General features: G+C 68.2%; 30 protein-coding genes. 14 read left to right on the top strand and 16 right to left on the bottom strand.

Features of this window, described 5'->3' with window-relative positions:
- Positions 1-62: 62 nt before the first annotated feature.
- A complete protein-coding gene (locus GT355_RS01690) occupies positions 63-1,064 on the bottom strand; it encodes an AAA family ATPase (protein WP_160132938.1) in 1,002 nt (333 codons plus the stop codon).
- A 142-nt stretch (positions 1,065-1,206) separates the two neighbouring features.
- Here GT355_RS01690 and GT355_RS01685 point away from each other — a divergent pair, with 142 nt between their 5' ends.
- Positions 1,207-2,202 carry a glycoside hydrolase family 26 protein gene (locus GT355_RS01685; protein ID WP_160132936.1) on the top strand — a complete coding sequence of 332 codons (996 nt, stop codon included), beginning with the start codon at positions 1,207-1,209 and terminating at the stop codon, positions 2,200-2,202.
- A 36-nt stretch (positions 2,203-2,238) separates the two neighbouring features.
- Here the strand turns inward: GT355_RS01685 and GT355_RS01680 are convergent, their stop codons facing one another.
- Positions 2,239-3,507, bottom strand: a complete 1,269-nt coding sequence (locus GT355_RS01680; RefSeq protein WP_160132934.1) for a glycoside hydrolase family 26 protein — start codon at positions 3,505-3,507, stop codon at positions 2,239-2,241.
- 93 nt (positions 3,508-3,600) lie between these two features.
- Positions 3,601-4,761: a glycosyltransferase family 2 protein gene (locus GT355_RS01675; RefSeq protein WP_192927945.1), complete on the bottom strand. Its 1,161-nt coding sequence runs from the start codon at positions 4,759-4,761 to the stop codon at positions 3,601-3,603.
- 149 nt (positions 4,762-4,910) lie between these two features.
- Here GT355_RS01675 and GT355_RS01670 point away from each other — a divergent pair, with 149 nt between their 5' ends.
- Positions 4,911-5,627, top strand: coding sequence for a glycosyltransferase family 2 protein (locus GT355_RS01670; RefSeq protein WP_160132932.1), 717 nt, complete (start codon positions 4,911-4,913; stop codon positions 5,625-5,627).
- A gap of 25 nt (positions 5,628-5,652) precedes the next feature.
- Here GT355_RS01670 and GT355_RS01665 read toward each other — a convergent pair whose 3' ends face one another.
- Positions 5,653-6,048: an SHOCT domain-containing protein gene (locus tag GT355_RS01665; protein WP_160132930.1), complete on the bottom strand. Its 396-nt coding sequence runs from the start codon at positions 6,046-6,048 to the stop codon at positions 5,653-5,655.
- A 110-nt stretch (positions 6,049-6,158) separates the two neighbouring features.
- On the opposite strand from GT355_RS01665, the gene GT355_RS01660 reads away from it, so the two are divergent.
- From GT355_RS01660 to GT355_RS18435, 3 genes are all read left to right on the top strand, one after another.
- Positions 6,159-6,587, top strand: a complete 429-nt coding sequence (locus GT355_RS01660) for a hypothetical protein (RefSeq protein WP_160132928.1) — start codon at positions 6,159-6,161, stop codon at positions 6,585-6,587.
- 326 nt (positions 6,588-6,913) lie between these two features.
- Complete coding sequence (locus tag GT355_RS01655) at positions 6,914-7,423, top strand: metallophosphoesterase (protein WP_160132926.1); 510 nt, start codon at positions 6,914-6,916, stop codon at positions 7,421-7,423.
- A 39-nt stretch (positions 7,424-7,462) separates the two neighbouring features.
- Entirely contained in the window at positions 7,463-7,594 is a 132-nt protein-coding gene (locus tag GT355_RS18435) for a DUF7859 family protein (RefSeq protein ID WP_007691855.1), read from the top strand.
- A 3-nt stretch (positions 7,595-7,597) separates the two neighbouring features.
- Here the strand turns inward: GT355_RS18435 and GT355_RS01650 are convergent, their stop codons facing one another.
- The 3 genes from GT355_RS01650 to GT355_RS01645 form a co-directional block, all read right to left on the bottom strand.
- Positions 7,598-8,608, bottom strand: a complete 1,011-nt coding sequence (locus GT355_RS01650) for a threonine aldolase family protein (protein WP_160132924.1) — start codon at positions 8,606-8,608, stop codon at positions 7,598-7,600.
- Between the two features lie 87 nt (positions 8,609-8,695).
- The gene (locus GT355_RS17910) at positions 8,696-8,860 is read right to left on the bottom strand and encodes a DUF7563 family protein (protein WP_007691858.1); all 165 of its coding nucleotides are present in this window, start codon (positions 8,858-8,860) and stop codon (positions 8,696-8,698) included.
- A 97-nt stretch (positions 8,861-8,957) separates the two neighbouring features.
- Positions 8,958-10,355, bottom strand: coding sequence for a dihydrolipoyl dehydrogenase family protein (locus tag GT355_RS01645; protein WP_160132922.1), 1,398 nt, complete (start codon positions 10,353-10,355; stop codon positions 8,958-8,960).
- 75 nt (positions 10,356-10,430) lie between these two features.
- Between GT355_RS01645 and yciH the strand changes: the two genes are divergently transcribed.
- From yciH to GT355_RS01630, 3 genes are all read left to right on the top strand, one after another.
- On the top strand, positions 10,431-10,730 hold the full coding sequence (gene yciH / locus GT355_RS01640; RefSeq protein ID WP_160132920.1) for a translation initiation factor: 300 nt from the start codon (positions 10,431-10,433) through the stop codon (positions 10,728-10,730).
- Positions 10,731-10,828: 98 nt separating this feature from the next.
- A complete protein-coding gene (locus GT355_RS18170; protein ID WP_240145687.1) occupies positions 10,829-10,969 on the top strand; it encodes a hypothetical protein in 141 nt (46 codons plus the stop codon).
- A 197-nt stretch (positions 10,970-11,166) separates the two neighbouring features.
- Positions 11,167-12,543, top strand: a complete 1,377-nt coding sequence (locus GT355_RS01630) for an NAD-dependent succinate-semialdehyde dehydrogenase (RefSeq protein ID WP_160132918.1) — start codon at positions 11,167-11,169, stop codon at positions 12,541-12,543.
- Positions 12,544-12,624: 81 nt separating this feature from the next.
- Here GT355_RS01630 and GT355_RS01625 read toward each other — a convergent pair whose 3' ends face one another.
- Positions 12,625-13,272 (bottom strand): class I SAM-dependent methyltransferase, encoded by a 648-nt coding sequence (locus GT355_RS01625; RefSeq protein WP_240145686.1) that lies wholly within the window; start codon positions 13,270-13,272, stop codon positions 12,625-12,627.
- Positions 13,273-13,491: 219 nt separating this feature from the next.
- Between GT355_RS01625 and GT355_RS01620 the strand changes: the two genes are divergently transcribed.
- Positions 13,492-13,896 (top strand): disulfide bond formation protein B, encoded by a 405-nt coding sequence (locus tag GT355_RS01620; protein ID WP_160132916.1) that lies wholly within the window; start codon positions 13,492-13,494, stop codon positions 13,894-13,896.
- A 6-nt stretch (positions 13,897-13,902) separates the two neighbouring features.
- Here the strand turns inward: GT355_RS01620 and GT355_RS01615 are convergent, their stop codons facing one another.
- From GT355_RS01615 to GT355_RS17905, 4 genes are all read right to left on the bottom strand, one after another.
- Positions 13,903-14,715 carry an endonuclease III domain-containing protein gene (locus tag GT355_RS01615; protein ID WP_160132914.1) on the bottom strand — a complete coding sequence of 271 codons (813 nt, stop codon included), beginning with the start codon at positions 14,713-14,715 and terminating at the stop codon, positions 13,903-13,905.
- Positions 14,716-14,764: 49 nt separating this feature from the next.
- Positions 14,765-15,952 carry an MFS transporter gene (locus GT355_RS01610; protein ID WP_160132912.1) on the bottom strand — a complete coding sequence of 396 codons (1,188 nt, stop codon included), beginning with the start codon at positions 15,950-15,952 and terminating at the stop codon, positions 14,765-14,767.
- Between the two features lie 118 nt (positions 15,953-16,070).
- Positions 16,071-16,484, bottom strand: a complete 414-nt coding sequence (locus GT355_RS01605) for a DUF371 domain-containing protein (protein WP_160132910.1) — start codon at positions 16,482-16,484, stop codon at positions 16,071-16,073.
- A gap of 30 nt (positions 16,485-16,514) precedes the next feature.
- A complete protein-coding gene (locus tag GT355_RS17905; RefSeq protein ID WP_192927944.1) occupies positions 16,515-16,667 on the bottom strand; it encodes a hypothetical protein in 153 nt (50 codons plus the stop codon).
- A gap of 103 nt (positions 16,668-16,770) precedes the next feature.
- On the opposite strand from GT355_RS17905, the gene GT355_RS01600 reads away from it, so the two are divergent.
- The 4 genes from GT355_RS01600 to GT355_RS01585 all read left to right on the top strand — a co-directional run bounded on the left by GT355_RS01600 (position 16,771) and on the right by GT355_RS01585 (position 21,710).
- Positions 16,771-18,456 (top strand): glycoside hydrolase family 2 protein, encoded by a 1,686-nt coding sequence (locus GT355_RS01600; protein ID WP_160132908.1) that lies wholly within the window; start codon positions 16,771-16,773, stop codon positions 18,454-18,456.
- A gap of 193 nt (positions 18,457-18,649) precedes the next feature.
- Positions 18,650-19,540 (top strand): coiled-coil protein, encoded by an 891-nt coding sequence (locus GT355_RS01595; RefSeq protein ID WP_120073710.1) that lies wholly within the window; start codon positions 18,650-18,652, stop codon positions 19,538-19,540.
- Positions 19,541-19,612: 72 nt separating this feature from the next.
- Positions 19,613-20,515, top strand: a complete 903-nt coding sequence (sppA, locus tag GT355_RS01590; RefSeq protein WP_160132906.1) for a signal peptide peptidase SppA — start codon at positions 19,613-19,615, stop codon at positions 20,513-20,515.
- Positions 20,516-20,570: 55 nt separating this feature from the next.
- Complete coding sequence (locus GT355_RS01585; protein WP_160132904.1) at positions 20,571-21,710, top strand: DUF373 family protein; 1,140 nt, start codon at positions 20,571-20,573, stop codon at positions 21,708-21,710.
- 67 nt (positions 21,711-21,777) lie between these two features.
- On the opposite strand, the gene psmB is transcribed toward GT355_RS01585, so the two are convergent.
- Positions 21,778-22,491 carry an archaeal proteasome endopeptidase complex subunit beta gene (psmB, locus tag GT355_RS01580; protein ID WP_120073714.1) on the bottom strand — a complete coding sequence of 238 codons (714 nt, stop codon included), beginning with the start codon at positions 22,489-22,491 and terminating at the stop codon, positions 21,778-21,780.
- Between the two features lie 93 nt (positions 22,492-22,584).
- Between psmB and GT355_RS01575 the strand changes: the two genes are divergently transcribed.
- The gene (locus tag GT355_RS01575; protein WP_160132902.1) at positions 22,585-22,953 is read left to right on the top strand and encodes a DUF555 domain-containing protein; all 369 of its coding nucleotides are present in this window, start codon (positions 22,585-22,587) and stop codon (positions 22,951-22,953) included.
- On the opposite strand, the gene GT355_RS01570 is transcribed toward GT355_RS01575, so the two are convergent.
- From GT355_RS01570 to GT355_RS01560, 3 genes are read right to left on the bottom strand one after another with little or no spacing between them, the layout of a single operon-like run.
- A complete protein-coding gene (locus tag GT355_RS01570; protein WP_160132900.1) occupies positions 22,950-24,800 on the bottom strand; it encodes a DUF2070 family protein in 1,851 nt (616 codons plus the stop codon). The two genes, GT355_RS01575 and GT355_RS01570, sit on opposite strands and share 4 nt — an antisense overlap.
- 23 nt (positions 24,801-24,823) lie before the next feature.
- Complete coding sequence (locus GT355_RS01565) at positions 24,824-25,402, bottom strand: GMP synthase subunit A (protein WP_160132898.1); 579 nt, start codon at positions 25,400-25,402, stop codon at positions 24,824-24,826.
- 54 nt (positions 25,403-25,456) lie between these two features.
- Positions 25,457-25,999, bottom strand: coding sequence for a DUF7097 family protein (locus tag GT355_RS01560; RefSeq protein WP_160132896.1), 543 nt, complete (start codon positions 25,997-25,999; stop codon positions 25,457-25,459).
- Positions 26,000-26,049 lie beyond the last annotated feature (50 nt).

Genomic DNA, 26,049 nt, shown 5'->3' with positions numbered 1-26,049 from the left:
GGGGACGGGCATACGGGTTCGGTTGTCGCACGCCAACCTTGGCGCACGACAACCGTGTCGCGTTATCGACCGAGCTCGGCGAGGAGGTGCGAGAGGTGGAGGCGGTCGTTGGTGCCCTCCGCGAGGTCCATGTCGACCTCGCCGGCGAGCCGGTGGAGTTCGGGGGCGGACGGCCCGACCGACCGCGAGCGCGCCACCCGGAGGACGTCTTCGAGGACCTCACCGCCGTCTAGTCCGTCGTCGACGAGGAGGTCGTCGAGCGTGCCTCTCGCGTCCGTGAACTCGCCCGCCACGGCCGCCGTCACCATCCCCTCGATCCGGTCGTCGTTGCCGACCGACCCGAGCGCGTCGTAGGCGGTCTCCATCGTGACCGCGCCCGCGTCCTCGGCGGCCGTCTGGGCACCCAGGATCGCGTTTCTGAGGTCGCCGTCGGCGTAGCCCGCGACGTACTCGAGACCGTCGTGGTCGTACTCGACACCCTCTGCCTCGACGATCGATTCGAGCACCGCCACGGTCTCGTCGGTGGTCGGCGCGCGCACCGGGATCGAGAAACACCGCGAGGAGATGGGGGGGATGAGCTTCGAGGGTTGGCGCGTGGTGATGACGAACTGCGTGGTCTTGTAGTTGCGTTCCATCACCCGGCGGAGCGCCTGCTGGAAGTCCTCGCGAATGGCTTCGGCGTTGTCGAGGAGGATGGTCTTGTAGGTGCCGTCGACGGGCGCGTAGCTCGCCGACTCGGTGAGGACGTGTTTGATCAGATCCGCTTTCGAGGAGTTCCGACGGCGCTTCGGGGTGATGAACGACGAGAACCGCGGGTCCTCGCTCACCTCCTTCTTGGTTCGGCCGAAGAAGTCGGCGACGTTGAGCTCCACGAGGTCGTCGGCGTGCGTGTGGGTCTCGTCGGCGAGCGCGCGGACGGCGGCGGTCTTGCCCGCGCCCGGCGGACCGTGCAGCACGAGGTTCAGCGGCTCCGCGACCGCGCGCGAAAGCGAGTTTCGCACATCCGCCTGCGGGAGGTCGGCGAGCGCCGGCGCGTGGTCGTCGGTCCAGAGCGGCCCGTCCATTATCAGCCCTCGGCGCGCCACGGAAAAGAATCGGTCGGTCGGGGCCGACCACCAACTACAATCCTCCGCCCTGCGAGGTTCGAATCGTGTCCCCCGAGCACGCCCCGCCACCACGACCGCCATCCTGTCCGACGCGACCACGATGACACCGCCACTCCACGGAGCCTACGTTCGTCCCGACCGGACCGCCGTTCTCGACGCGATGGACGAGTGGCTGGGTGCACGCCACTCGGTCCACGTCGTCTTCGTGCCGTGGGACCCCGATGGACTCGACCACGTCTTCGACCAGCTGCTTCCCGAGATATGGGCGGCGGGTCGCGTCCCGCTGCTCACCTGGGAGCCTTACACCCCGACCCCGGACGCGACCCCACCGGACATCGCGACGCGGATCGCCGAGGGGGCGTACGACGACTACCTCGACGCGTGGGCGGACCGGCTTCGCGGGTGGCTCGCGGGGCCCGACGGGGAGCTCGGGACCGCCGACGACCGCCGGTGCTTCCTCCGGCTCGGGCACGAGATGAACGGTGACTGGTATCCGTGGGCCCCGGCGGGTGGGGACGCGACCCCGGAGGGGTACGTCGCGATGTGGCGACGCGTCCACGACCGGATGGACGACCTCCCGCCCGAGCGCCTCCAGTGGGTCTGGTGTGTCAACCACGTCGACGTCGGCCCCCACGCGGCCGAGACGTGCTATCCGGGCGACGAGTTCGTCGACTGGGTCGGCGTCGACGGCTTCAACTGGGGGGCGAGTCAGGAGTGGTCGTCGTGGACCTCCCCGTCGGCGGTCTTCGACGAGATGCTCGACCGGCTCGACGCGCTCGCGGAGAACCCGGTCTGCGTGCCGGAGGTCGCGAGTTCGTCGGTCACGGCATCGGGCCACGACCCGTCGAGGAAGGCAGCGTGGATACGCGAGGCGTTCGACTATCTCGACGACCGTGTGGCGCTCCACTGCTGGTTCAACGAGGACAAGGAGACCGACTGGGCGGTCTTCGACGGGATGCGCGGGACGGACTCACCCGACGGGACGGTTCCACACTGGCGATACGCCGCCTACCGCGACGCGATGACGGGGGATGGAGAAGGGACCGGATCGCCCGAGTCGGGGGTCGTGACCGATGCGACGTTTCGTGGCGACTGACGGGCCGAACCGGCAGCCGTGAGGCAGTTCGGGGAGTCAGAAGTCCCCGGCGAACTCGTCGTCGGTCAGCAGCGGCGGGTAGTTCGGCAGCGCGCCGAGGTAGTCCGAGCCCGAGACCGACCGGTTGTAGGCCTCGTAGACGGGGTACTGCGTCCCGTCGATCGTGACCTGGGAGGTCCCGCGTGCGCCGCCGAAGACCGCCCAGTCGGACTCGTCCTGGCCCTCCTGGTCGACGTTGAACCAGCACGCCATCTTGATGTCGTTCTCGGCGACGTAGTCGAAGACGTCCTGGATCCACTGGGCCTTCTGTTGGGGCTGGTGGCCGTCGCCGGACTCGGGCACCGACGAGGAGGCGAACTCGGCAAGCGCCACCGGTTTGTCGGTGAGGTCGCGCACTCGCTGGAGCATCGACCCGAATATCCCCCTCGGGGAGCGCCAGTTGGACCGGCTGTCGTTGTCGTACTCCTGACTCCCGCCGAAGTTGAAGCCGTCGAGGCCGACCCAGTCGACGAACTCGTCGCCGGGGTAGTACTGCTCGGCGCGGACGCTGTTGCTCGGCTCGTCGGCGTTCGGCGACCACATCCACTGGACGTTCGTCTCGTCGAGGTCGGTGTTTCCGAACATCCGGTGAACGTGTCGCCACATCGAGACGTAGTCCTCGGCGGTGCCCGGACTGTCCGTGCTGGCGGAGACGCGGGTCGAATCCACCGCGCTCCAGGGGAACCAGTTGCCGTTCATCTCGTGGGCCGGCCGGAAGTAGAACCGCCGGCCCCGCGTCTGTCCGCCCCGCGGATGTGCCCAGTCGTCGAGGGCCGTCGCCCACGCTTGAATCTGGTCGTCGTAGTCGCCGTCGGCGATCCGGCGCTCGACCGCTTCCGGGGTCTGTCCGTTGTTGACGAGCGGCTGCCAGGATATCAGGGGGACGTGGCCCGCGTTCCAGACCTGTGTCAGTGCGTCGTTGACGAACCCCCGTGTCGCGCTCGGCTCGGCGAGCGCGTCGACGAACAGCACGACGACGGCGGGCTTCTTCGATATCCAGTTCGAGTACGCCGAGAGGGTCGCGTCGAGCTCCTCGCTTCCGGGATAGACGCCCGTGAGCGCCGCGCCGGAGCGGGTCTGAGGTGCTTCGGGGGTTTCGGTGAGCTCGCCCGTGCTCTCGTTCCCGGCACCCGACCCGTCGGTCGGCGCGCTCCCGCTACCGTTCGACGACTCCGGGGTCGATACGGGGTCGAACGGGGTCGAACAGCCCGCCAGCCCGGCGACGCCGGCCACCCCTGTCGTGCGAAGAAAGGTCCGACGATCCATCTATCGGTCGGTCCTTACCGTGATTTCCGGTTAAACATTGTGATGTGCGCGGCGGGACCGCCGACGGTCGGGACGTGACGAGGGTCGCGGGCGTCAGTCGCCCTCGATCTCGCGTTCGGGTGTCTCGACGTGTTCGGGGCTGATCTTCCGGGTGACCGAGAAGTCGTTCGGCGGGGCGACCAGCCCCACGAACGCACCGAAGGAGTGGAGCAGGCTGACGAGCGGCGACAACACCACCACGGCCAGTCCGAGGAGGATCGACTTGTCGTAGTAGACGGCCCCCATGACCGACCAGACCACGACGAAGCTGAAGACCAGAACCGAGAGGATCTGGAAGGCGGTCTCGAAGAAGATGGTGCCGGGGACGAGCAGCGGGACGAGCGTCAGGAACGGCACCGCGGGCGAGAGCGCCCACGCGAGGTTGCGGACGGTCGTGAGGAGGTGATAGGGGAGCGGGAGCAGGTCGCTCTCGGACTGCGAGCCCGCGAGCCACCGGCTTCGCTGGCTCACCATCGCGCGGATCGTCGGCGGGGCCTGGGTGTCGAACTTGGTGCGCGCCATGTCGAAGTCGACCGCGCCGTCCATCGCCACCGCGTTCCAGACGAACGCGGTGTCCTCGATCATGGTGTGGTGTTCCCACGTGACGCGGTTCTCGAGGTCGGATCGGATCGCGATCCCGCCACCCCAGGCGTAGAGCGGCACCGAGAGCGAGGGGAACGCGCGCTGTTCGATCTGGAAGCCCATCCGGAAGACCTCGGCGAGGTAGGAGAGCCACGACCGGCTCCGGCGGGGGCGCTCGCGGAACTGGACCACGTCCGCGTCGGGAACCCCCTCGAAGTCGGACATGAGGCTGTCCTCGTCGAGGTAGAGCACGAACTCCTTCTCACAGGGGACGTTCTGCCGAGCCCACTCGAGCGCCCGCCCCTTCCGGATCGCCTCGGAGTCGAAGCTGTCGGGCACCACGTGGACCGTCGCCCCCTGGATGTCCATCGGCTCCTCGGCGATCACGTGGCGGTCGGTGACGGTATCGGGGATGGCGCTGACGCTCTTCTGGATGATCTGGGGCGAGTCGACGGTCAGGATCCTGACTTGGACCTCGCTCGGGTCGTGCTCGGGTTCGGGATACTCGGAGCCCCGAACGACGAAGAGAACGAGGTACGTCCAGTAGGCGATGGAGCAGACCGAAAGCAGGGCAATACTCCAAAGGATGATTGAGAGCACCACAGGCACCGCTGCGGCGACCGGTCCGGCCATTGAAACCGGCGACGCCAGCGGGAACATTAAGTGTTGCTGACCGCGCCCTCTTCGGGACGGTATCGCGTATCAGCGGTTCGGTTCGCAGCCATAACGGACCGACACCGCCGCGTCGGAAGGACTTTCCGATGGCTCGCGGAACCCGCTCCATGGTCGAGATAAGCGTCATCGTCCCGACGACGCTTCCGGACGACGCCGACGTGCTATCGGCCGCGCGGCTCGCCAGCGACGACTTCGAGGACTACGAGGTCCTGATCCAGCGCGAGGGCGGCGCGGCCCATGCCCGCAACGTCGGTATCGAGCGGGCGCGCGGCGACAAGCTCGTCTTCCTCGACGACGACTCGATCCCCTGTGCTGGCTACCTCCGGGTCGCGAGCGTCGCGCTCGACGCCTACCCCGCCGTCGCCGGTCGGGTCTTCCAGCCCGACGACGCCCCGTTCGCCGACCTCGACCTCCCGTGGTACGACCAGGGCGACGAGTCGAAACCCACCGACATGCTGCCGGGCTGCAACATGGCGATCCGACGCGAGGTGCTCGATGAGGTGGGAGGATTCGACGCGGAGACCTTCGGCTGGGGCCACGAGGAATCCGAACTCGCCGAGCGGATCGCCGAGGCCTACACGATCCAGTACGTCCCCGAACTCGTCGTCGAACACACCTACGTCGAGTCGTTTCGCCACTTCCTGCGGAAGTCCTACCTCCTCGGCCGCGCGGACGTCCAGTGGTGGCGGCTCGACGGCAAGTCACGCTACTGGCTGGTTCGCCAGTGGTTCAACACGCCGATCCGGGGGGAGAGTCGGCTCGAAACCGCCCGCCGGGTGGCCCAGCGGGCGGGCTGGTTCGCCGAGATCCTCGACGGACGGTAGCGCCGGCAACCCCACGTCGGCCGGCTCAGGTCCGTTCGTCGAGCCGTTCGCGGTCGTCGTCGCTGGCATGCCAGTCGGCAGCGTTTTCGGGGCTGTCGGTCTCGAACAGTCGGTCGAGTTTGCGTTCGAACTGTTCGTCGGTGAGGTCGCCGCGGGCGTAGCGTTCGCGAAGCGTGGTGAGCGCATCGCTCGTGTCGTCGCTCGAACGGTGGGTTGCGGGGGCCGTACGCACGGTAGCCGATTCGGTCCCCGATTCCTCGAACAGCATCGCGACGATCGGCACCACGACGGCGAAGCCGAAGACCCAGACCAGGAAGAAATACTCGACTCCCGCGAACAGCGCGACGAACCCGAGCCCGAGGACCAGCATCGAAACGATGCCGGTGACGTTCTCGACGGCCCGTTCGCGAACGGTACTCACGCCGCTCAGTCGGCGGTACGACGACAAAAACGTTCGTGTGGTTCGGGCTCGCTCGACCCGAACCGGGACGGCGCGAACCGGCCGACGACGGAACGAGTGCACCGCGTCCGATGGCATCGGCCGATTCCCACACCAGCGGAGTCGTCGGACCGGCTACCGAACGGGTTTTCATCGGTCGGTCCGAACCCCCCGTCGTGACGGCGACGTCCTGGCAGCGCGCGCTCGACGAGCGCGGCGAACTCGACTCCGAGATCGCCGGGCGGATCATCGAGGTCCACGGCGACCGTGGGGTACGCGCCATGGAGGCCGTCGCCGAACGTCGCGTCAAGGAGTACCTCGACTTCACCGTCGTCGTGGGCCACTCCGACGAGTACGTCGTCGAGGACGGCAGCTGTACCTGCAAGGACTCGGCCTACAACCTCGCGCCGGACGACCCCGACCAACTATGCTGGCACGTCCTCGCGACCGAGATCGCCCGCCGGGTCGACGCCCTCGACCACCACGAGATGTGGTACTCCGAGGTTCGCGACTTCATCTGAAACACCCACCTTTTGCTGCGCTCACTTCGTTCGCTGGCAAAATGTGGATCAAAAGCGCGTCGGGTTCCCGTTGGTCACCCTCGCGCCCGCTCGCTCACTTTGTTCGCTCGCGGTGGGACCACTACCGAATTCAGCAACCGCCACCGCACAGCACCGCCGAAGCCCTCCGGCGCTCGCTTCGCTCGCGCCGTCGCCCTTCATCCTCCAGGGATCACACCGAACCGCATCGCGACCGCCCGACGACCGCACCGACAGCACCGCAACCGCACCGCGGCCGCGACCGCCGCAGTCGGCGGCGTTTTCAGCCCCGGCCCGCAACCCGCACCATGATCTGCGTCGTCTCCGATACCCACGGCACCGACGGCCATCGGCTCACCGGCCGGACCCTCGATGCCGTCCGCGAGGCCGACCTGACGCTTCACGCCGGGGATTTCACCGCCGAGGTGGTGCTCGATGCGTTCGAAGACGAAGCTCGCGACCTCCGGGCCGTTCACGGCAACAACGCGACGCGCGGGGTCCGCGACCGCCTCCCCACCGAGCGCGTCGTCGAGCACGACGGGATCCGGATCGCGATGACCCACGGCGACCGCCACGACGAGACCACCCTCTCCCTGTTCGGTCGCGAGGCCGACGCGGACCTCGTGGTCTTCGGGCACTCCCACGACCCCGACTTCGTCGAAGCCGGCAAAATCGGACTCCTCAACCCTGGCAGCCACGCCGACCCGCGCTGGTACCGACCGGGACACGCCGAACTCGACGTCGACGAGACCGGTATCGAGGGCGAACTCCGCGAACCAGACGGCGAGGTCTTCGAGACGTTCCGGCTCGAACGGTAGCCCCGAAACGACTATACTCCACCGCCGGATACGCCACCCATGCCCTTCGGCATCAGTCCGGCGCTGTTCGCGGTCATCATCGTGCTCCTCCTCGTGATCTTCGCGTTCTTCCTCCTCTTTCGACGGACCGCGATGGCGTTCCGCGAGGGCGCGGAGCGCGGCCGCCGATAGCGACTACGCGACCGCCCGCCGCACGCCCGCAACGGCTTCCTCGACGTCGTCCTCGTCGACGTCCCAGTGGGTACAGAACCGAACCCGATAGTCCCCGAACGCCGACGCCCGGATCCCCTCCTCGTCGACCGCGTCGATGAATTCCTCGGCGGGCACGTCGGTCTCCGCAACCACGATGTTCGTGTCGGGCTCGGCCGCGGTCACGCCGTCGACTTCGTCGAGGCCCGCCGCGAGCGTCTTCGCGTTCGCGTGGTCCGTCTCGAGCCGGTCGACGTTCGAGAGCGCCTCGATCCCCGGCGCGGCGATGATCCCCGCCTGGCGCATCCCGCCGCCGAGCAGTTTTCGGTTCCGACGTGCACGTTCGATGAAGTCCGCGCTCCCGGCGAGCATCGACCCGACGGGCGCGCCGAGCCCCTTCGAGAGACAGAACAGCACCGAGTCCACGCTTTCGAGCAGTCGCGGCGCGGGCGTATCGAGCGCGACGCTGGCGTTGAACACCCGCGCGCCGTCGACGTGCACGGGGATTTCGAGGTCGTGGGCGGCCTCGGCCGCGGCGTCGAGCGCCTCGGCCGGGATCGCGACCCCACCCTTGCTGTTGTGGGTGTTCTCGAGCGCGAGGAGCCCGGTGCCCGCCCGGTGGCCGTCGGCCGGGACGTAGTTCGCGTCGATGTCTTCGGGGGTGATGGTTCCACGGGGACCGCCGTCGATCGTCCGCGCCTGGAGCGCCGAGTGCTGGGCGAGGCCGGCGAGTTCCCACTTGTAGATGTGGCTCTCGCGTTCGCAGAGGACCTCCTCGCCACGGTCGGTGTGGGTACGCGCGGCGATCTGGTTGCCCATCGTCCCGGTGGGAACGTAGAGCGCCGCCTCCATGCCGACCGCTTCGGCCGCACGGGTTTCGAGCTCGTTGACGGTGGGATCCTCGCCGTAGACGTCGTCGCCCACCTCGGCGGTACGGGCGGCCTCGCGCATCGCGTCGCTCGGTCGCGTGACGGTGTCGCTCCGGAGGTCGATCATGGGTCGACTACCGCCGTGGCCGTCAAATACTCCTCGGAGGGCACCGCTCGCACGTCGGTTCGGTACATCGTCGCTCGAAACGGACGTTTATCGGTTGGTGTGTCGGGGCGAGTGGGCCTCGCGGACCTCGGCCCCGTCGCGGAGTTTGTCCTCGCATCGGGGGCAGACCCGGACGGTCTCCATCCCGGTCGGGGCGAACACCCGGACGTACTGTTCGGTCACGAACGACTCGCAGTTCAGGCAGTTAGGCATTGGAAGTAGGAGGAGGTGGTATCGCCGCCGAAGAATAGTTCATACCGGACTGTGCAAGGCGTATTTGTACCCGTCGGCGAGGGCCGTCCGGCGCACCTCACTCGGTGGTCCGGTCCGCGGCATCGACGGCGTCCGCACACGCCTTCTGGACCAGCTTGCTGAGCGCCGGGTGGGCGTGGAGCAGGGTGTTCGCGAGGTCGTCGACCGTCAGTCCGTACCGGACGGCGGGCACCGCCTCGTGAACGAGGATCGATGCCTCGTGACCGAAGACGTGACAACCGACGACCGCCCGGCTCTCGAGGTCACAGAGCACCTTCACGAACCCACGATCGAGCTTCAGTGCCCGGCTCATCGCGGTGTCGGTGAACGCGGCGCGACCGACGACGTACTCGGTCCCGCTCTTGTCGAGTTCGGCTTCCGTCCGCCCGACCGCCGCGACCTGCGGCTCGGTGAAGACGGCGTGCGGCAGCGCGGTGAAGTCCACCTCGCGACCGGCGTCGTGAACCACGTTGTCGACGACGATCTCGCCCTCGTAGTCCCCAGTGTGTTTGAACATCGCGTTGCCCGCGACGTCGCCCATCGCCCAGACACCATCGACGGAGGTCCGCAACCGGTCGTCGGTCGCGACGAACCCCCGGTCGTCCGTCTCGATGTTCGTCGCGTCGAGCCCGACCCCGTCGGTGTTCGGCCGTCGACCCAGCACCACCAGCAGTTCGTCGCCCGTCACCTCGACCGATCCACCCTCTTCGGTCTCGGCGGTCACAACGAACTCACCGTTCGATTCGTCGACGGCCGTGGCGCTGTGGCCCGTGTAGACGTCGTGGCGTTCTTCGGCGACCTCGGTGAACGCTCGCGCGACGTCCGCGTCCTCGCGATGGAGGAGGGTCTCGTTGCGGTCGATCAGCGCGACGTCGGTGCCGAACGCGTCGAAGTAGTAGCCGAGCTCGGCGGCGATGTAGCCCCCGCCGAGCACGACGAGTCGCTCAGGGGATGTTTCGAGCCGGAGCGCGTCGGCGCTGGTGAGGAAGTCGACCTCGTCGATCCCGTCGATCGAATCGGGTACCACGGGTGTACTCCCCGACGCGACGACGACTTCCTCTCCCGTGTGTGTCTCGCCCGACTCGACGAGTTCGATCGTCCTGTCGTCGACGAATCGGGCTTCCTCCTGAAACAGCGTGAGGTTTACCTGGTCGCGTTTGTCCTGCGCCTTCCGGTCCGCGACCGCGGCGAGTTCGTCGTTGACCTCGCGAACGAATCCCCGAAAGTGAACGTCGTCGATCGAGGCGTCGATGCCGAACCGGCTCGCCTCCCGGACCCGATTCGCGACGGTCGCGTGCTGTATCAGCATCTTCGAGGGGTTGCAGCCCCGGTTCAGACAGAGCCCGCCGATCGGTCCCTTCTCGATGAGCGCCGTTTCCATGCCCGCTTCGGCCGCTGCCGAGGCCACCCGATTGCCCGTCCCACCGCCGAACACGATCAGGTCGAATTCGGTCATGGTAGGGGTTCGGTATCGGGGGATAAATCCGTTCGCGCCGGACCCCTTATCCGTCGGGAGCGCCTATTAGACCCCGTGTCAGGCGACTTCAACTCGATCACGGGACTGCCCGACGAACTCGACATCGACGGCGACCTCGCGCGCGCCGACCAGCGGGTCTCGATCCGCGTCGACGAGCGCCGCTACGGCAAGGCGATGACCATCGTCGAGGGGTTCGACGACTCCACGACGGACGTCTCCGACCTCGCTTCCGACCTCAAGAGCAAACTCGCGACCGGCGGCACGGTTTCGGACGGTCGGATCGAACTCCAGGGCGACCACCGCAACCGCCTGCCCGACCTCCTCGAAGAACGCGGGTTCGAACTCGCGGACTGAGCGCTGCGTCGCGGCTCGAACGGATACGTTCGCTCCGGGTCGATTCTCGTATCGACCGACATGAGTGGTTATTTCTCGGCACCTGTGACACTCGAAATATGTTGCCGCTACAGCTACCCGGTATCCCGGGTGGGAGTGAGGGAGTCGCCGTGCTGTTCACCCTCATTATCCCGCTGGTCGTGGCGTATTGGACCTACAGGGATGCCAAACGCCGCGGCAACGAGCATCCCCTCAACTGAGGGATCAGTATGTTTCTGTTCGGGTTCCTTGGATTCTTCCCGATAATTGTCGGCCTCGGACTCTGGACGAGCGTGAGGGAAGACAAGTAGGGAAGTCGTCGGCCGGAAAGCCACGGTCGATCGATTTCGGTGAGAGGAACTCCCCTCCCTCTCGGGCAAGCCAAAGCTACAACTGACATCCCGCCCGTACGGGGCGCATGGATAGAACCAACCCGGCCACCGGCGAGGCGCTCGACCCCATCGAGGACGACACCGAGGCGGACATCGAGAACGCGCTCGCGACGGCCGACGAGACCTTCGAGGAGTGGCGCGAGGTACCCATCAACGAGCGCCAGCAGCTCCTCACCAACGCGGCCGAGGTACTCCGCGAGAACAAACGGGAGTACGCCGAGCTGATGACCCGCGAGATGGGCAAACCCATCTCGGGGGCGGTCGCGGAAGTCGAGAAGTGCGCGTGGGTCTGTGAGCACTACGCAGAGCGCGCCGACGAGTTCTTCCAGGACGAGGTGATCGGCAGCGACCCCGAGACGAAGACCCTGGTCTCCTACGAACCCCTCGGGCCGGTGCTGGTGATCATGCCGTGGAACTACCCCTTCTGGCAGGTCTTCCGGTTCATCGCGCCGCACGTCACCGCCGGCAACGTCGGGATCCTGAAACACGCCTCGAACGTGCCGGGCTGTGCCCAGGCCATCGAGGATATCCTGCTCGAAGCGGGCTACCCGGAGGGGGTCTTCCAGTCGCTGATGATCCACTCCGACCCGATCGAGGGGATGCTCGAAGACGACCGGATCGTGGCCGCCACACTCACCGGAAGCGAACCCGCGGGTCGCGCGGTGGCCGAGACCGCCGGGGCCGAGCTCAAGAAGACGGTGCTCGAACTCGGCGGCAACGACCCCTTCATCGTCCTTGACGACGCCGACCTCGACGCCGCCGCCGAAGTCGGCGCACAGGGGCGCACCCTCAACTCCGGACAGTCGTGCATCGCGAGCAAGCGCTTCATCGTCCACGAGGACGTCTACGACGAGTTCGTCTCGAAGTTCGTCGACGAAATGGATTCACTGACCATCGGAGACCCAACGGAGGAAGAAACCGACGTCGGCCCGCAGGCCCGCGAGGACCTGATGGAGGAACTCCACGACCAGGTCGAGCGTACAGTGGAAGACGGTGCGACGGTCGAGGTCGGTGGCGAACCGCTCGATCGTGACGGGTTCTTCTACCCGCCGACGGTGCTCACGGACGTGCCCACCGACGCCGCCTCGGCCTGCGAGGAGGTCTTCGGGCCGTCGGCGGCGGTGTTCGAGGTCGGTAGTGAAGAAGCGGCCATCGAACTCGCCAACGACTCCGACTACGGGCTGAGCTCCTCGGTCTGGACCGACGACCTCGCGCGCGGCGAGCGCGTCGCCCGCGAGATCGAGGCCGGGATGAGCTACGTCAACCAGCTCTCGAAATCCGACCCCAGACTGCCGTTCGGCGGGGTCAAGGACTCGGGCTACGGCCGCGAGCTCGGTCGGCACGGGGCCCACGAGTTCGTGAACCGGAAGACCGTCTGGGTGCAGGACGCCGACCCGAACTGAACGGTCGAGAGGAACGAGTAGCGGCGACGGTCGTTCTCGCTGGCGAGTGGCCGACTCGGGGCCGTTCTCCGTGGTGCTGGTTCAGCGCTTTTCGTAGACGTAGAAATCGGCGTGACGGGACTCGTACTCGTTTTCGACCGTCTCGATCAGTTCGAAGTTCGGGAACGCCGCTTCGACGTAGTCGGTGAAACGCCGGTGTCTGACGTGGAGTTCGGGGGTCGTTTCGTCGTGATTGCTCGAGAAGACTATCACGTACCGAGTCGCCGACGCGAACATATCGTGCATCGTCTTCTCGAACGTCTCGTCGTCGACGAGGTGGAAGACGACCTCCAGGGAGAGCACCAGTTCGGCCTCGAACCGTTCTCGCTGCTCGCCGTGGTATTCGCCCGGGTCGTAGTGTGCGAACGTCTTGGTTTCGTCGTCGGCGAACCGTCGCGAACACGCTTCGACGGCGGATTCGGATATTTCGAGCCCGCGATACGCCGGGTACTCCGCGAGTGCTACTTGGTCACCGTCCCCGCAGCCGAATTCGAGAACGGAGTCGATATCGTGTTCGTTGACGAACGCGTTCAGGAAATCCGCTTTGAACCGTCTGTGCCCACCTCGCGAGCCTGGCCCGGAGTCCCGACCATCAGAGTAGCGCTGTTCCCAGTACTGCGTCGAATCGAACAGCCGATAGTAGAGGGGTCGTGTCGGCTCAGTCCGTTCGAAAAGCGACAACAGCCGCATCTTCGCGTAAGTGGTCGTCCGAGCGACGAGTCCGTGCAATCCTTCGTCGAGAGCGATCTCAACACTTCGTCGAGCGAGCGCTGATATGCTCACAGGATTCCTCAGAGAGATTACACTATTAAATCTGGTGATGATCGTGCGAACCGGATCGTTCTCGATGTCCGCCGTGCCCACCGCAGGACCGCAACCGCTACATAGCTCTTCTCCCGGGGATCACGTATGCGCCGCTTCGAGGCCCGGCTCCCGCTCGCCTTCGGGACGCTCGTCGCGCTCGTCGCCACTGCCGGGAGCCTCTACTTCAGCCTCGGCCTCGGTCTCGTCCCCTGCGAACTCTGCTGGTATCAGCGAATCTTGATGTACCCCCTCGTTCTCGTGCTCGGTGTCGCGGCCCTCGAAAACCGGCGGCGGGTCTTCCTCACCGCGCTCCCGTTGTCGGCTCTCGGGACCGTCGTCGCGGCCTACCACTCGTGGCTCCAGGTCAGCGACACTACCGGCACCTGCTCGGTCGGCGGCGGCTGTAGCGCGATCCAGTATCAGATAGTCGGTCTCTCGATTCCGAACCTCTCGCTGATCGCGTTCGTGCTGATCACCGTCATACTGGTCGTCACGGTCCGGAGCCAGTAGTTCGGTTCACTCGGCCGGCGCGTCGGCGGGGTCGACCACCTCGTCCGTCGCGGGATAGACACCCACCTGGTCGCAGAGGTCGGCCATCGGGCACGCGTCGGGGTCGTCGAGACACGCCGGCTTGCGGGCTTTGCAGAACTCCCGCCCGAACTGGATCGTCGCAGTGTGGCCGAACCCACACTTCTCGGCAGGGATCTGGTCTTCGAGGACTTCCCTGACCTTCTCGTGGTCGGCATCGGGCGGTGCGACCCCGAGCCGCCGATAGATCCGATGGACGTGGGTGTCCACGGGGAAGACGCCTGCGCGGCCACCGGAGAAGAGGAGCACGCAGTCGGCGGTCTTGGGACCGACCCCCGAGAAGTCAAGCAGGGTGTCGCGGACCTCGTCGGGTTCCTCGCCCGTAACGTACTCGTCGAATCCCGCCGCGCCGCCGTACTCCTCGACCACACGGCCAGCGATCCGACCCAGTGTTTCGGACTTCTGGTTGTAGAGCCCCGCGGGCTGGATGGTCTCGGCGAGGTCGTCCTGATCCACCTCCGCGAGCGCCACCGCGAGGTCCTCGCTCTCGCCGTAGCGCGCCATCAGCGCGTCGTGGGCCGGCTGGCTTGCTTTGTCGGACGTGTTCTGGCTCAGGATCGTGCGGACGAGACACTCGAAGGCGTCCTGGCCGCCGTAGGTCTTGCGCCAGTAGCGCTCGCCGAGGCGGTCGACGACCTGCTCGGCACGCGTCTCGGCCGTCCGCTCGTCGAACTCGCTCGCGAGTCCGCCACCGTCGGGCCCGCCACTGATGTTCTCGGTGGGCTCCGGGTCCTCGCTCATACTGGGTCGTCGGCTGCGGAACACTACAAAACGTCGTTCGCGGAACGGGTCACCCGGTGGGCGAGCCGAGCCGTCGTCGAACCACGACGAGCAGCACGGTACCGGCGACCGAGAGCGCCCCGAGGAACGCCCAGCTCACGGAGTAGCCCGCATGCTCGACGAGCAGACCGAAGGTCGGCGGTGCGAGGAGGCCGCCGACGTTGATCGCGGTCTGGCCGCCGGCGGTCGCCGCCCCAATGTCGTCGTCGTCGACGATGGTCCCGAGACAGGAGTAGAACACCCCGGTGGATCCGTAGACCGTGAGTCCGAGGCCCGCGAAGACGACGAGCGCTACCGGGAACGAGGGGAGGCCCGTCGCGAGTAGCGCGAACAGGACCACCGCGCCGGCCATCTGGACCAACGCGACGGTGGCCGCCCCGCGCGCGCCGCCGAGGCGGTCGGCGACGCCCCCCGCGCCGATTCGTGCGGCGCTCCCCATGACCTGGGTGAGCGCCAGCACGACGCCGCCGACGAGGGTGGTGTGGCCGAGGTCGTCGACGACGTAGAGCACGATGTAACCGAGCATCGCGAAGATCGACGCCCCCATGAAGAACCCGACGCCGATGAGCACGAGATAGGCCCGATTCGAGCGCAGCACCGAGAAGTCGGGTACCGAGAGGGTCCCCTCGCCGCGGGTCCCGTCGTAGAGCGCGACGAAGCCGACGACGTAGCCGCCCGCGAGCGCGGCGATCACCCAGAAGCCGGCCTGCCACGCGACCACCGCTGCCAGTCCCGTGATGACCAGCGAGGCGATCGCGCTGCCCGCCGTGACCCCGACCTGCTTCAGTCCCATAGCGAAGTTGCCCCGGCCGGCGGGCGCGCTCGCGAGGATCCCCCGGTTCGAGGCGGGCATCGCCGAGGAGTACGCGCCCCCGAGCACCGCACCCGCGACAAGCAGGAGGCCGTAGCTCGGCGCGAGCGAGACCCCAACGGTCGCGACCGCGAGCCCGACCAGCCCGAAGACCATCACACGTTTCTCGCCGTAGCCGTCGACCGCCGCACCGCTCGGCACCAGCGCGACCGTGTAGCCGAGCAGCGCCGCGGTCGTGAACAGCCCGACCTCGGTCGCCGACAGCGAGAAGGCGTCCCTGACGACTCCCGTGGCGGCGAAGATACTATAATAGCAGAGACTCGCCGCCACCTGCCAGCCCGCGACCGTGGCGACCGACGACCAACTTCCCTCCGTCTCGGGTGACATTCGGCGAGTATCGCCTCGGGTGGTGGTCGGTGACAAACACACCTAAACGTGGCGTATCGGCGAAGTATCCACGAAGATCGATCGACCTAGATCGTCGAGGAAGCGGTCGTTTCGGCGGTCACTCGACCCGGAGCGTCGCGGTGAGCGAGCCGCCGTCGGCGAGCGCCGTCACGAGCTCCCGGTCGAGATCGCCGGCCGCCCGGTCCGCACCCACCATCACCGTCCGATCGTCGACGTAGTCGCTGGTCCGACAGACGAGGCTCCGATCGTTCGTACAGTCGAGGTCGGGATGGCCGCGTCCACGGACGGTTCGGGTCAGCCCGTCAACGGCGAGTTCGAGGCTAATGGTCGCGTCGGCGTCGCGGCAGGCGTCGACGAACGCGGGGTCGAAGTCGGCGGGTGTCCGGTCGGCCTCGATCCCGAGGATACAGTCGCCGGCGGGCGTGAGGTAGTCGTCGGCGGTGAGTTCGAGCGTGCTCGCGTGGCGGGCGGTGACGTTTTCGTGGCCGCGTGCGCGGACGATTTCTTCCACGCCGGTCGTCGGCGGGAGCCGCACTTAGGGCTACGTCTTCGCGACGGTCACCGTGACGGCACCGCAGACGCACTCGTAGGCCCGGCGCTCGCCGCCGGCGTCCCGGAAGACCAACGCGGGCTCCGGGTCGAGGTCGCGGCCACACCCCTCGGCCTCGCAGGTCAGCGTGAGTTCTTCGAACATACCGGGAGAACGCCCGCAGGGACTATGAACCGGCGGCAACCTCGGAGTGAAACTGAAAGAAACACACGGAAGGGCTATGCCCGGCGCGCCCACTTCGGTCGACATGAACCTCCGCGAGTGGAGCGCGGCCGCGGTCGACCCGGACGGGCGCGATCCACCGACGCCCGACGAGTGGGTCGCCGTCGAGGGGCCCGAAAGCCCGGCGCGCTTCACCGGTGAGCGAACGGTCGCCTACCGAACCCACTTCGCCGACCCCGGTGGGGAGCGCGCCGAACTCCGCCTCGGTGGGCTCTACGCCCACGCGCGCGTCTGGCTCAACGGCGAGTTCCTCGGGGAGCACGACGCTTACTTCACACCGTTCAGCGCCGTCGTCGACCCGGCGGACGAGAACGAACTCGTCGTGGTCTGTCGGGCGTCCGACGACCGCTTCGGCGGTGTCTTCGAGACGGATCGCCTCCCGCCGCGGGACCGCGTCCCGGGGATCCGGTGGGACGCCACCGTCGAACCCGTCCCCGAGATCGCGCTCACCGACCTCACGGTTCGACCGGCCGAGGGCGACGAGACGGGGATCAACGCTATCGTCACCGTCGACGCCGGGACGGAGCTCTCGGGCCGGGTCCGGCTCACGCTCCACCCCGCGGACGGCGAGGCCACGAGCGCGATGACCTCCGTCGGGGTCGCGGCGGAGGCGGGTGGGCGCGTCACCGTGCAGGGGCGGCTCTCGGTTCGCGACCCCGACCGGTGGTGGCCGCGCGGGTTCGGCTCGCAACGGCGCTATACGGTGCGGGCCGCCCTCGGCGACCACGAACGCACCGCGACGACCGGCTTTCGGACCGTCGAGTACGGCTCCGACGGGTTGGTCGTCAACGGAACCCGGATCCCGGTTCGCGGCCGGGTCGTGCTTCCGACGACCGACCCCGAGGACGCGGTCGAGGCCGTCGAACACGCGGCCGAGACGAACGCGACCCTCGTCCGATGGTACGGCCACGTCCCGCCCGAGTCGGCCTACGACGCCGCCGACGAGGCGGGCGTGCTCCTCGTGCAGGACCTGCCGATGAGTCCGGGCGCGCTCGACGCCGAACGCGCCCGGTCGCTTGCACGCCGGCTCTCGGGGGCCTACGGCCACCACGCGAGCCTCACGTGTTTCGGGGTCCACGACGACGCCTACGAGTTCGAGACGGCCACCGACCGGGGTTCGTGGCGGGTGCTTCGCGCGGTGGGTGGGCGCGAGCACGCGGCGACCGCGACGGCGGCCGCGGGTGCGCTGCCGGGTTCCATCCCCGCGCTCGCCGTTCCCGGCCTCGATGCCGGTGTCGAGGACGGGACCGAGTGCTGGGTGGTCGACGGCTACACGGGGGCGGCCGGCGACCTCGACCCGGGCACCCACACCCGCTACGCGGTGGCCGGAACCGACGCGGCGGCGGCGACGAACGCGGAACGGACGGTCGCGGCGCTCCGCCGGTCGGGGATACCGTTCCTCACCGTATTCGCGCCGCCGAACGCCGCGTCGGTCGACGCCACGCTCGCGACCGGGTTCGAGCCGGTGACCGTGTTCCTCGACGACCCGACCGGACCCGAACCCGCGGTCGTGGTGAGCAACGACACCGCCGACCCCGTCGCGGGCGAGGTCGAGTGGGAAGCGGGTGAGCGGTCGGGAACGGTCGCGGTCGACCTCGGACCCGCCGCGCGGGCGACGGTCGGGACGGTCGACCCGCCCGCGGAGGCCGATAGCGTCGACCTCGTGCTCTCGGTCGGGGAGCGGACGGTCGAAACCAGCTATCCCCGGTAGACCGGGCCGAGAGACCGTGTGACGACCTCTCACCATCGCAACGTTTAAAGTGGTTCTGCCACTATGCGCAGATGCCAGAAGCCGCCGGCATCACTGTGGTATCGCAAACGAATGATACGGGCCTCTCCTCCGAGCAGTCAGCGACCGACGAGGAGCGGCGACCATCCGGCGCGACTGGGATCGCAACCGAACCATGGCAAGCACAATAGACCAATCAGCGAACGTCGAACTCACCGATAACGACCTCGAAAGCGACTCGAAAGGCAAGCTCATCAAGCTCGCCGGCAAGCTCCGCGACCGCCGGAACGAGCTGAACCAGGCGGCCTCCGAGCGCGCCTCGCGACGCGACGAGCTCAACGCGAAGACGCGAGAGCAGGTCGATCTCGCACAGGAGCACCGCGAGAAACGCGACGAGCTGAACGAGAAGGTCCAAGAACACAAACAGCAACGAAACGAGCTCAACGCGAAGGCCAACGAGCTCTTCGACGAGGTCGACGACATGAAGGGCGACCTCGACCTCGACGAGGGCAAGGACCTCGACACGCTCGAATCCGAGATCGAGGACCTCGAGTTCCGCCAGCAGACCGAGGTCCTCTCGGCCGAGGACGAGCGCGAGCTCATCGAGAAGATCGAGGACAAGCGCGAGCAGTATCGCAAGCGCCAGGACGCCCTCGAGGACACCGAGGGGCTCGAAGAGGTCAAGGCCGAAGCCGAGGAGGTCCGCGCCGAAGCCTCCGAGCACCACGAGAAGGTCACCGAGCTCGCCGACGAGGCCCAGGAGCACCACAACGAGATGATTTCGGCCTACCGCGAGGCCGACGACGTCCGCGACGACGCCGACGAGTGGCACGAGAAGTTCGTCGAGGCCCAGGAGGCCGCCGACCGCCACCACGAGGACTTCGTCCGGGTCCAGAAGCGCCTCCGCGAGATGGACAAGGAGGAAGAACAGGAGCGCAAGTCCGAGCGCGACGAGCGCCGCGAGGCCGCCGAGGAGGAGGCCGACGAGATCTACCAGCAGTTCCTCGACGGCGAGACCCTCGACACCGAGGACCTGATGAAGCTCCAGAAGGCCGGCAAGCTCTAAACCGCAAGCGACATCGTTCCGGCAGCGCTCCGCGAGCGAACCCTTAATCCGCGTTCCGCACCGAGAGCGCCCATGCCGACCAACGCAGACAGACTCGCGGGTGCGGTCGTCGGAGCGACGGCGGGGGCGAGCCTCTGGGGTACCGTCAAACGATTCCGAGCTCAGGCGACGAACGGCTACAACGTCGCCGAGGTCGCCGTCGAAGGGCCGATCACGCGCGACGGGAGCCGCGTCCCGGGCGCGGGTCGGGGGTCGATACCCGCCGACAAGGTCGTCGAACAGATCGAGGACGCCGACGACGACCCGAACGTCGAGGCACTGATCGTGAAGCTCAACACCCCCGGCGGGGAGGTGCTCCCGAGCGAGGACATCCGGATCGCGGCCGAGCGCTTCGACGGGCCGACCGTCGCCTACGCGACCGACACCTGCGCGAGCGGCGGCTACTGGATCGCGAGCGGCTGTGACGAGCTCTGGGCGCGTGAGGCGAGCATCGTCGGCTCCATCGGCGTCCGCGGCTCCCAAGTCAACGCCAAGGGGTTGGCCGACAAGCTCGGGCTCGACTACCGCCCGATGACGGCGGGCGAGTTCAAGGACGCGGGCTACCCGCTGAAGGAGCCGGAAGCCGAGGACGAGGCCTACCTCCAGGGGATCGTCGACGACTACTACGAGACCTTCGTCGAGCGGGTGGCGGCGGGCCGCGACCTCGACGAGGCCACCATCAGGGAGACCGAGGCGCGCGTCTACCTTGGGACCGACGCGGCCGAGAACGGGCTGGTCGACGAACTCGGCACCCGCGAAGACGTCGAGGACCGACTGGAAGACCGCCTCGGCCACGAGGTCGAGGTCGAGGAGTTCGAGCCCGAACGCAGTCTGATGGAGCGCCTCCGGAACAGCTCCCAGGGGATGGCCTACGCGGTCGGCGCGGGCGCGGCGAGCGCGTTCGACGTCGACGAGGAGTTCCAGCTCCGACTGTAAGACCGAACGGCGGCCATGACGAGCGTTTTTATTCCATCGTGGCGTGCATCGGGACGTGAGTACGCTCGTGGTCTGTCTCGACCGCGGCGAGACCGTCGCGGCGGTCGCCGACGAGGTGCCGGTGGTCGGCGAGCGCGCGGTCCGGTCGCTCGTGACCGAGGCCGGCCTACACGATCCGGAGAGCAGCCGGACCAACTGTTTCCTCGAAGGGTTGCGGGTGGCGCGCGACCTCCGGGAGACGGGCGAGGACCCGGTGGTCGCGGTGGTCTCGGGGGCCGACGACTCGGTCGACGCCGACCGGGCGGTCGCCCGCCAGGTCGACGAACTCCTCGCGGCCCACGACATCGACTCGTCGGTCGTGGTGACCGACAGCGCCGACGAGGGCCTGGTCCACGTCGTCGAGAGCCGGGTTCGCGTCGACGGCGTCTCGCGGGTCGTCGTCCGCCAGTCGCGCGACCTCGAATCCACCTACCACTACCTCAAGCAGTTCCTCGACGACGAGGAGCTCCGGCAGACGGTGCTCGTGCCGATCGGGATCGCGTTGCTCGTGGCCCCGGTGCTGGTGGTGCTCGCCCGGAGCGCGGCGGTCGCGGTCGCGGTCGTCGCCGCCGTCACCGGGCTGTTCTTGCTCTATAAGGGCTTCGGGGTCGACGACGCGTTCGGCGCGATCGCCCGCGGGCTCCGCGGCGGGTTCTACACCGGTCGGGTGTCGGTGGTGACGGGTGTCATCGCCGTGGGGCTCGCGCTCGTCGGGGTCGTCGCGGGCGGGATCAACGCCTCGCCGCTCGCGCGAACCGCCAGCCCGCTCGTCACGGTCATGGCCTTCCTGTTCGCGAGCGTGCCGTGGCTCGCGACCGCGGCGCTGACCGCGAGCATCGGCCTCGCCGCCGACGAGTGGCTCGCCAACGACCGCGTTCGGACCTCGGCGCTTAACCTGCCGTTCGTCGCGGTCGCCGTCGCACTCGTCGTCCGTGGCTTCGCGGCCTACTTCCTCGAACGCGCCGGCGTGACCGCCCCGCTCCAGGTGCCGGCGCTCTCGCTCGGGGTGATCTCGGTTCGGGGCTTCGCGGTCACCGCCGACACCCGACTCCTCGGGTTCGTGCTCGCCGGGGTGCTGGTCACGTTCGTCGGCGTCGGCGTCGCCGCCCGCATCGGCACCGGGATCGCCGACGAGCCGAGCGAACAGCCCGAGTGACGGGGTCGCCGGACGACGGCCGTGCGGCTACGGGGTGTGGCGAGGAAGAGATAGTGGTCGGCCTGACTCAGAGCAGGTCGTCGAAATCGTCGTGGACGTCGATGTCGACCCCCGCGTCGGTGATCTCGGAGATGATGATGCCGTTACCGCTCGCGGTGTCGCGCTCGACGGCGCTCTTGACGGCGTCGGTGGCGACGGTCTTGGCCTCCTCGTTCGAGAGGCCCTCCTCGAAGCGCTGTTCGAGCACACCGTAGGCGAACGGGGAGCCCGAGCCGGTCGCGTTGTAGGGCTCTTCCATGATACTGCCCGCGGGGTCGATGCTGTAGATGTGGCTGCCCTCGTCGTCGACGCCACCGAGGATGGGGTGGACGATGTAGAACGCGCCGCTCCGGAGGAAGTTGGAGGTCAGCGTGGCGAGCGCCTTGATCGACATCTCCTCGCCGCGGCGGGCCTCGTAGAGGCGGACCTCGGCCTGGAGGTTGTTGATCAGCGCCTGGGCCGCGCTCACGGCCCCGGAGATGGTGAGCGCGCCGCGGGGGTGGATCTCCGCGATCTTCTCGGCGCGCTTGCTCGCGACGAGGTTGCCCGCGCTCGCGCGGCGGTCGGTGGCGAGCACGACGCCGTCGGTCGTGGTGAGGCCCACGGTCGTGGTACCGGTCTTGGTGATCTGCTCGTCCGACATGTCGTGCGTCGGCAGGTCGCCGAGTTCCGGACCGTAGAGACCCTCCGTCTCCGCCTGTCCCGGCCGGCCGAGATCCGGGCTGTTCGGGAAGTCTTGCATACCACCGTTACCGGCCCGACGCTTAAAAGACCAGTCCTTCCGTGCGTCACTCGAAACCACAAGGTTCGACCCTCTACACAACGACGACCAGCTATGACTGACTACCTCGTTGCGATGGAGGCCGCGTGGCTGGTTCGCGACGTCGACAACATCGACGACGCGATCGGCGTCGCGGTGAGCGAAGCGGGCAAACGACTCAACGACCAGGACAAGTCCTACGTCGAGGTCAACGTCGGCGCGACGGGCTGTCCGGCCTGTGGCGAGCCGTTCGACTCGGCCTACGTCGCCGCCGGCACGGCACTCGTGGGACTGGTCCTCGAGATCGACGTGTTCAACGCCGACGGCCAACAGCACGCCGAGCGGATCGCCAAGAGCGAGGTCGGCGGCGCGCTCCGGGACGTCCCGCTCTCGGTGGTCGAGACCGTCGAACTCGATGGGGACGAGGAGCAGGCCGCGAGCTAGGTGAACAGGAAGACAACGATACTCACCGCGAGCAGCGCGACGGCGAACGCACCCGCGAGCGCGCTCCCCATCCCGAGCATCGCGTTGGCGTGGCTCGCGAGGGTCTCGGTTCTGTCGTTGCCGAACACGGTGACGCGGGCGCGTTCGGTCGCCATCCCCGCCTCGACCGGCTCGCGGTCGGCGAGGGCCTCCTCGACGAGCGACGCGACGAGCGCGATGAGCTCATCGTGTGGGATGGCCCCGCCGACCTGATTCGCCGACTCGACGGTGTTGACGACGTGGGTGTCGGTCGTCATCACCTCCGCCGGGTCCGCGTCGATGTGGTCGAGGATCGCCTCCCGGAGCCCCGGTTCCATGTTGTTGCCGTCGATCAGTACGGAGACCCCGGTCTCGCCCGCGACCGTGAACGCCGCGACCCGGACCCCGAGCGGGCCGATACCCTCGCTCGCCGTCCACGGCGTCTCGTCCCACGCCACCCCGAGTTCGAGCCGACCGTGCGGCGCGTTCGCGAGCGCCGCCGAGACCTCGCCGACGCCCTCGATGAGGTCGAACGAACGCTGGCTGCCGGGGACCACGTGGCCGAGGTCGTCGCCCGCGAGCCCGTCGTTCGCGTTGTGGGCGTCGACCACCATCGCGTCGACGCCGTGGGACCGCGCCTCGGCGACCGCCGACAGCCCCACCGAGTAGTCGATGTCGTCGGCGAGCCCCGGCGCGTAGGTCGCGACCACCATCGCACCGTCGCCCATCGCCTGCCCCGTGACGGTAGCCTCGCCGACGCGGCGTCGGACCGGCGGTGTCCCCGTTTTCGAGTACTCGATCCGGTCGTGGGCACGCGAGACCGCGTCGAGGAGGGTGTCGACCTCGCGCTCGGAGACGAGGTTGAAGTCGTGACCCGCGGTCGCGTGGGGCGGGAAGCCGAGCCCGTCGGCGCTCCTGGCGACGCGCTTCGGGAGGTTGCCGCCGCCGATCTCGCCCATCGGGCCCGGGTGGATCATGGGAAGTACGAACCGCGCCTTCTCGGAGCCGTCGGGACGGCGGGCCGAGAGCACACTCACCGGCACCACCGCCTCCTCGCCGAGCGCCGCGAAGAACTCCTCGAGTTCGTCGGAGCCCTCCGCGATGTGGCCGACGAACCCCCGACCGAAGTCGAGGACGCTCACGCCGAGGCTCCGTCGCCACGGCCGGTCGATGACGCGGACGAACACCACGACGGCGAGTGCGTAGAGCGCACAGAGCAGCGCGAGCACGGCGAAGTCGAGCGGTTTGACCGCCCCGAGTTCGGCGGGGCCGCGGCTCGGCCGCGAGAGGAAGGACTGAACGAGCGGGCCACCGACCTCGACGTAGCGCGCGGTGCCGCTGTAGACGAAGACGAGGAACGCCGCCGTCGCGGTCTGGATCCCCGCCGGGATCGCCGTGACGACGAGCGACTTCCGCGAGACCGCGAGCAGGACCGCCAATCGAATGCCGCCGACCGCAGCCAGCCCGACGGTGAGCGCGTCGAAGACGAACCGCTGGCCGAGCGGCGTGAGGACGGCGATCGTCCCCGCGACCACGAGGACCGCGACCAGGAAGACCTCACAGACCAGCGCGAGCAGGGAGGCGCGGTTCGGCGTGAGCTGGCCGCCGAGCCGTCGGTCTATCGGGGGGGTGGCGACCGCCGCGACGACCGTCGGCACGCCGATGAAGAAGACACCCTGCCAGGCGTCCTCGAGAACGAACTGCGAGTCGAACGCCGCCGCACCCGCGAGCGCCGCGACCACGAGGGCGAAGCCGAGGCTCGCGTACCACTTCGGGGCGCGAAAGATGAACCGCGAGAGCGCCGCGAGGTCGCCCTGGGTCTCGGTCATTCGGGAGAACCACCCAGTGGCGGCTAAATCCCTCTTTCGGTGGCGTCACAGACCGCCCGAAAGTTCTCGAACACCGCCTCACCCTCCTCGGTGTGGGCCACCTCGGGGTGCCACTGGACGCCGAAGAGGTCCTCGCTGGTGTCGCTCATCGACTCGATCCCGCAGATGTCGCTCTTCCCCGTTCGTTCGAAGCCCGGCGGGAGTTCGACCACCTGGTCGGCGTGGCTCGCCCACACCCGTGTCTCGGGCGCGAGCGAACCGACCAGCGGGTCCTCCGGACTGTCGATCTCGACGGTGACGTCGGCGTACCCCCCATATTCGCCGGGTTCGACGCGACCGCCGCGCTCGACCGCCATCATCTGCATCCCGAGACAGATCCCCAACACTGGGATCCCCATGTCGAGGTACTCGTCACACCGCCCGCCCGCGTCGGGGTCGTCGGCCGAGTCGGGACCGCCGGAGAGCACGATCCCGTCGGCCTCGATCTCCTCGGGGGGCGTTGTGTTGTCGACGATCTCGGTCTCGACGCCGATGTCGCGGAGCGCCCGGCCTTCGAGGTGGGTGAACTGGCCGTGGTTGTCGACGACGACGATCCGGGTCATGCCTTGAGGCTGGCGACGCGCCGGCTAAAATCCCCCGAAACGTGTGCGGCTCCGTCACGTCTCGTCACCCGAGGACTCGCGGCGCTCGGCGGCCGAGGCGAACCCGAACTCCGCCTGTTCCTGGCTTCGGCGGCCCTCGCGGGCGGCGAGCGCCTCGGGATCGGGAGTGGCGTCGTCGTCGATCCGCGCCCACGACGAGTGGATCTTGGCGTGACACCACCGGCAGAGATAGACCGTGATCTCGTGGCTCACCTCGCGCGAGTCGTCGTCGGCGTAGGAGAGGTGGTGTTCTTCGAGCAGCGGGCGATCCGTACTATGTGCCATCCGGCGCTCGTCGAGGCCACACCGGACACACTCGCGCGAGCGGTTTCGGGCGCGGAACTGCAGGCAGTCCCGCCAATCCCAGTCGGGGCCCGCCTCCGTCACGACCGGACAGGCGAAGTCGTCGGCCTCGCGCTCGCGGGCGAACCCGGGGTCGTGGGAGCCGTGTTCGAGCGCGTATCGACACCGGCCGTCGTCGGTCAGGTGGTCACACCGCTCGACGAACGCGTACGGGTCGGCGACGCCGACCGACGTGCCGGCGGGCGTCTTCTCCATAGCGAACGGCGGCCGCGAATCGGTTTGAACGTTCCGTCGGGTTCGGTTCG

The organism is Halococcus salsus (genome assembly GCF_009900715.1).
Lineage (GTDB): Archaea > Halobacteriota > Halobacteria > Halobacteriales > Halococcaceae > Halococcus > Halococcus salsus.
The sequence above is the reverse complement of the archived record's forward strand: the minus strand, read 5'-3'. Positions and strand labels throughout refer to the sequence as shown.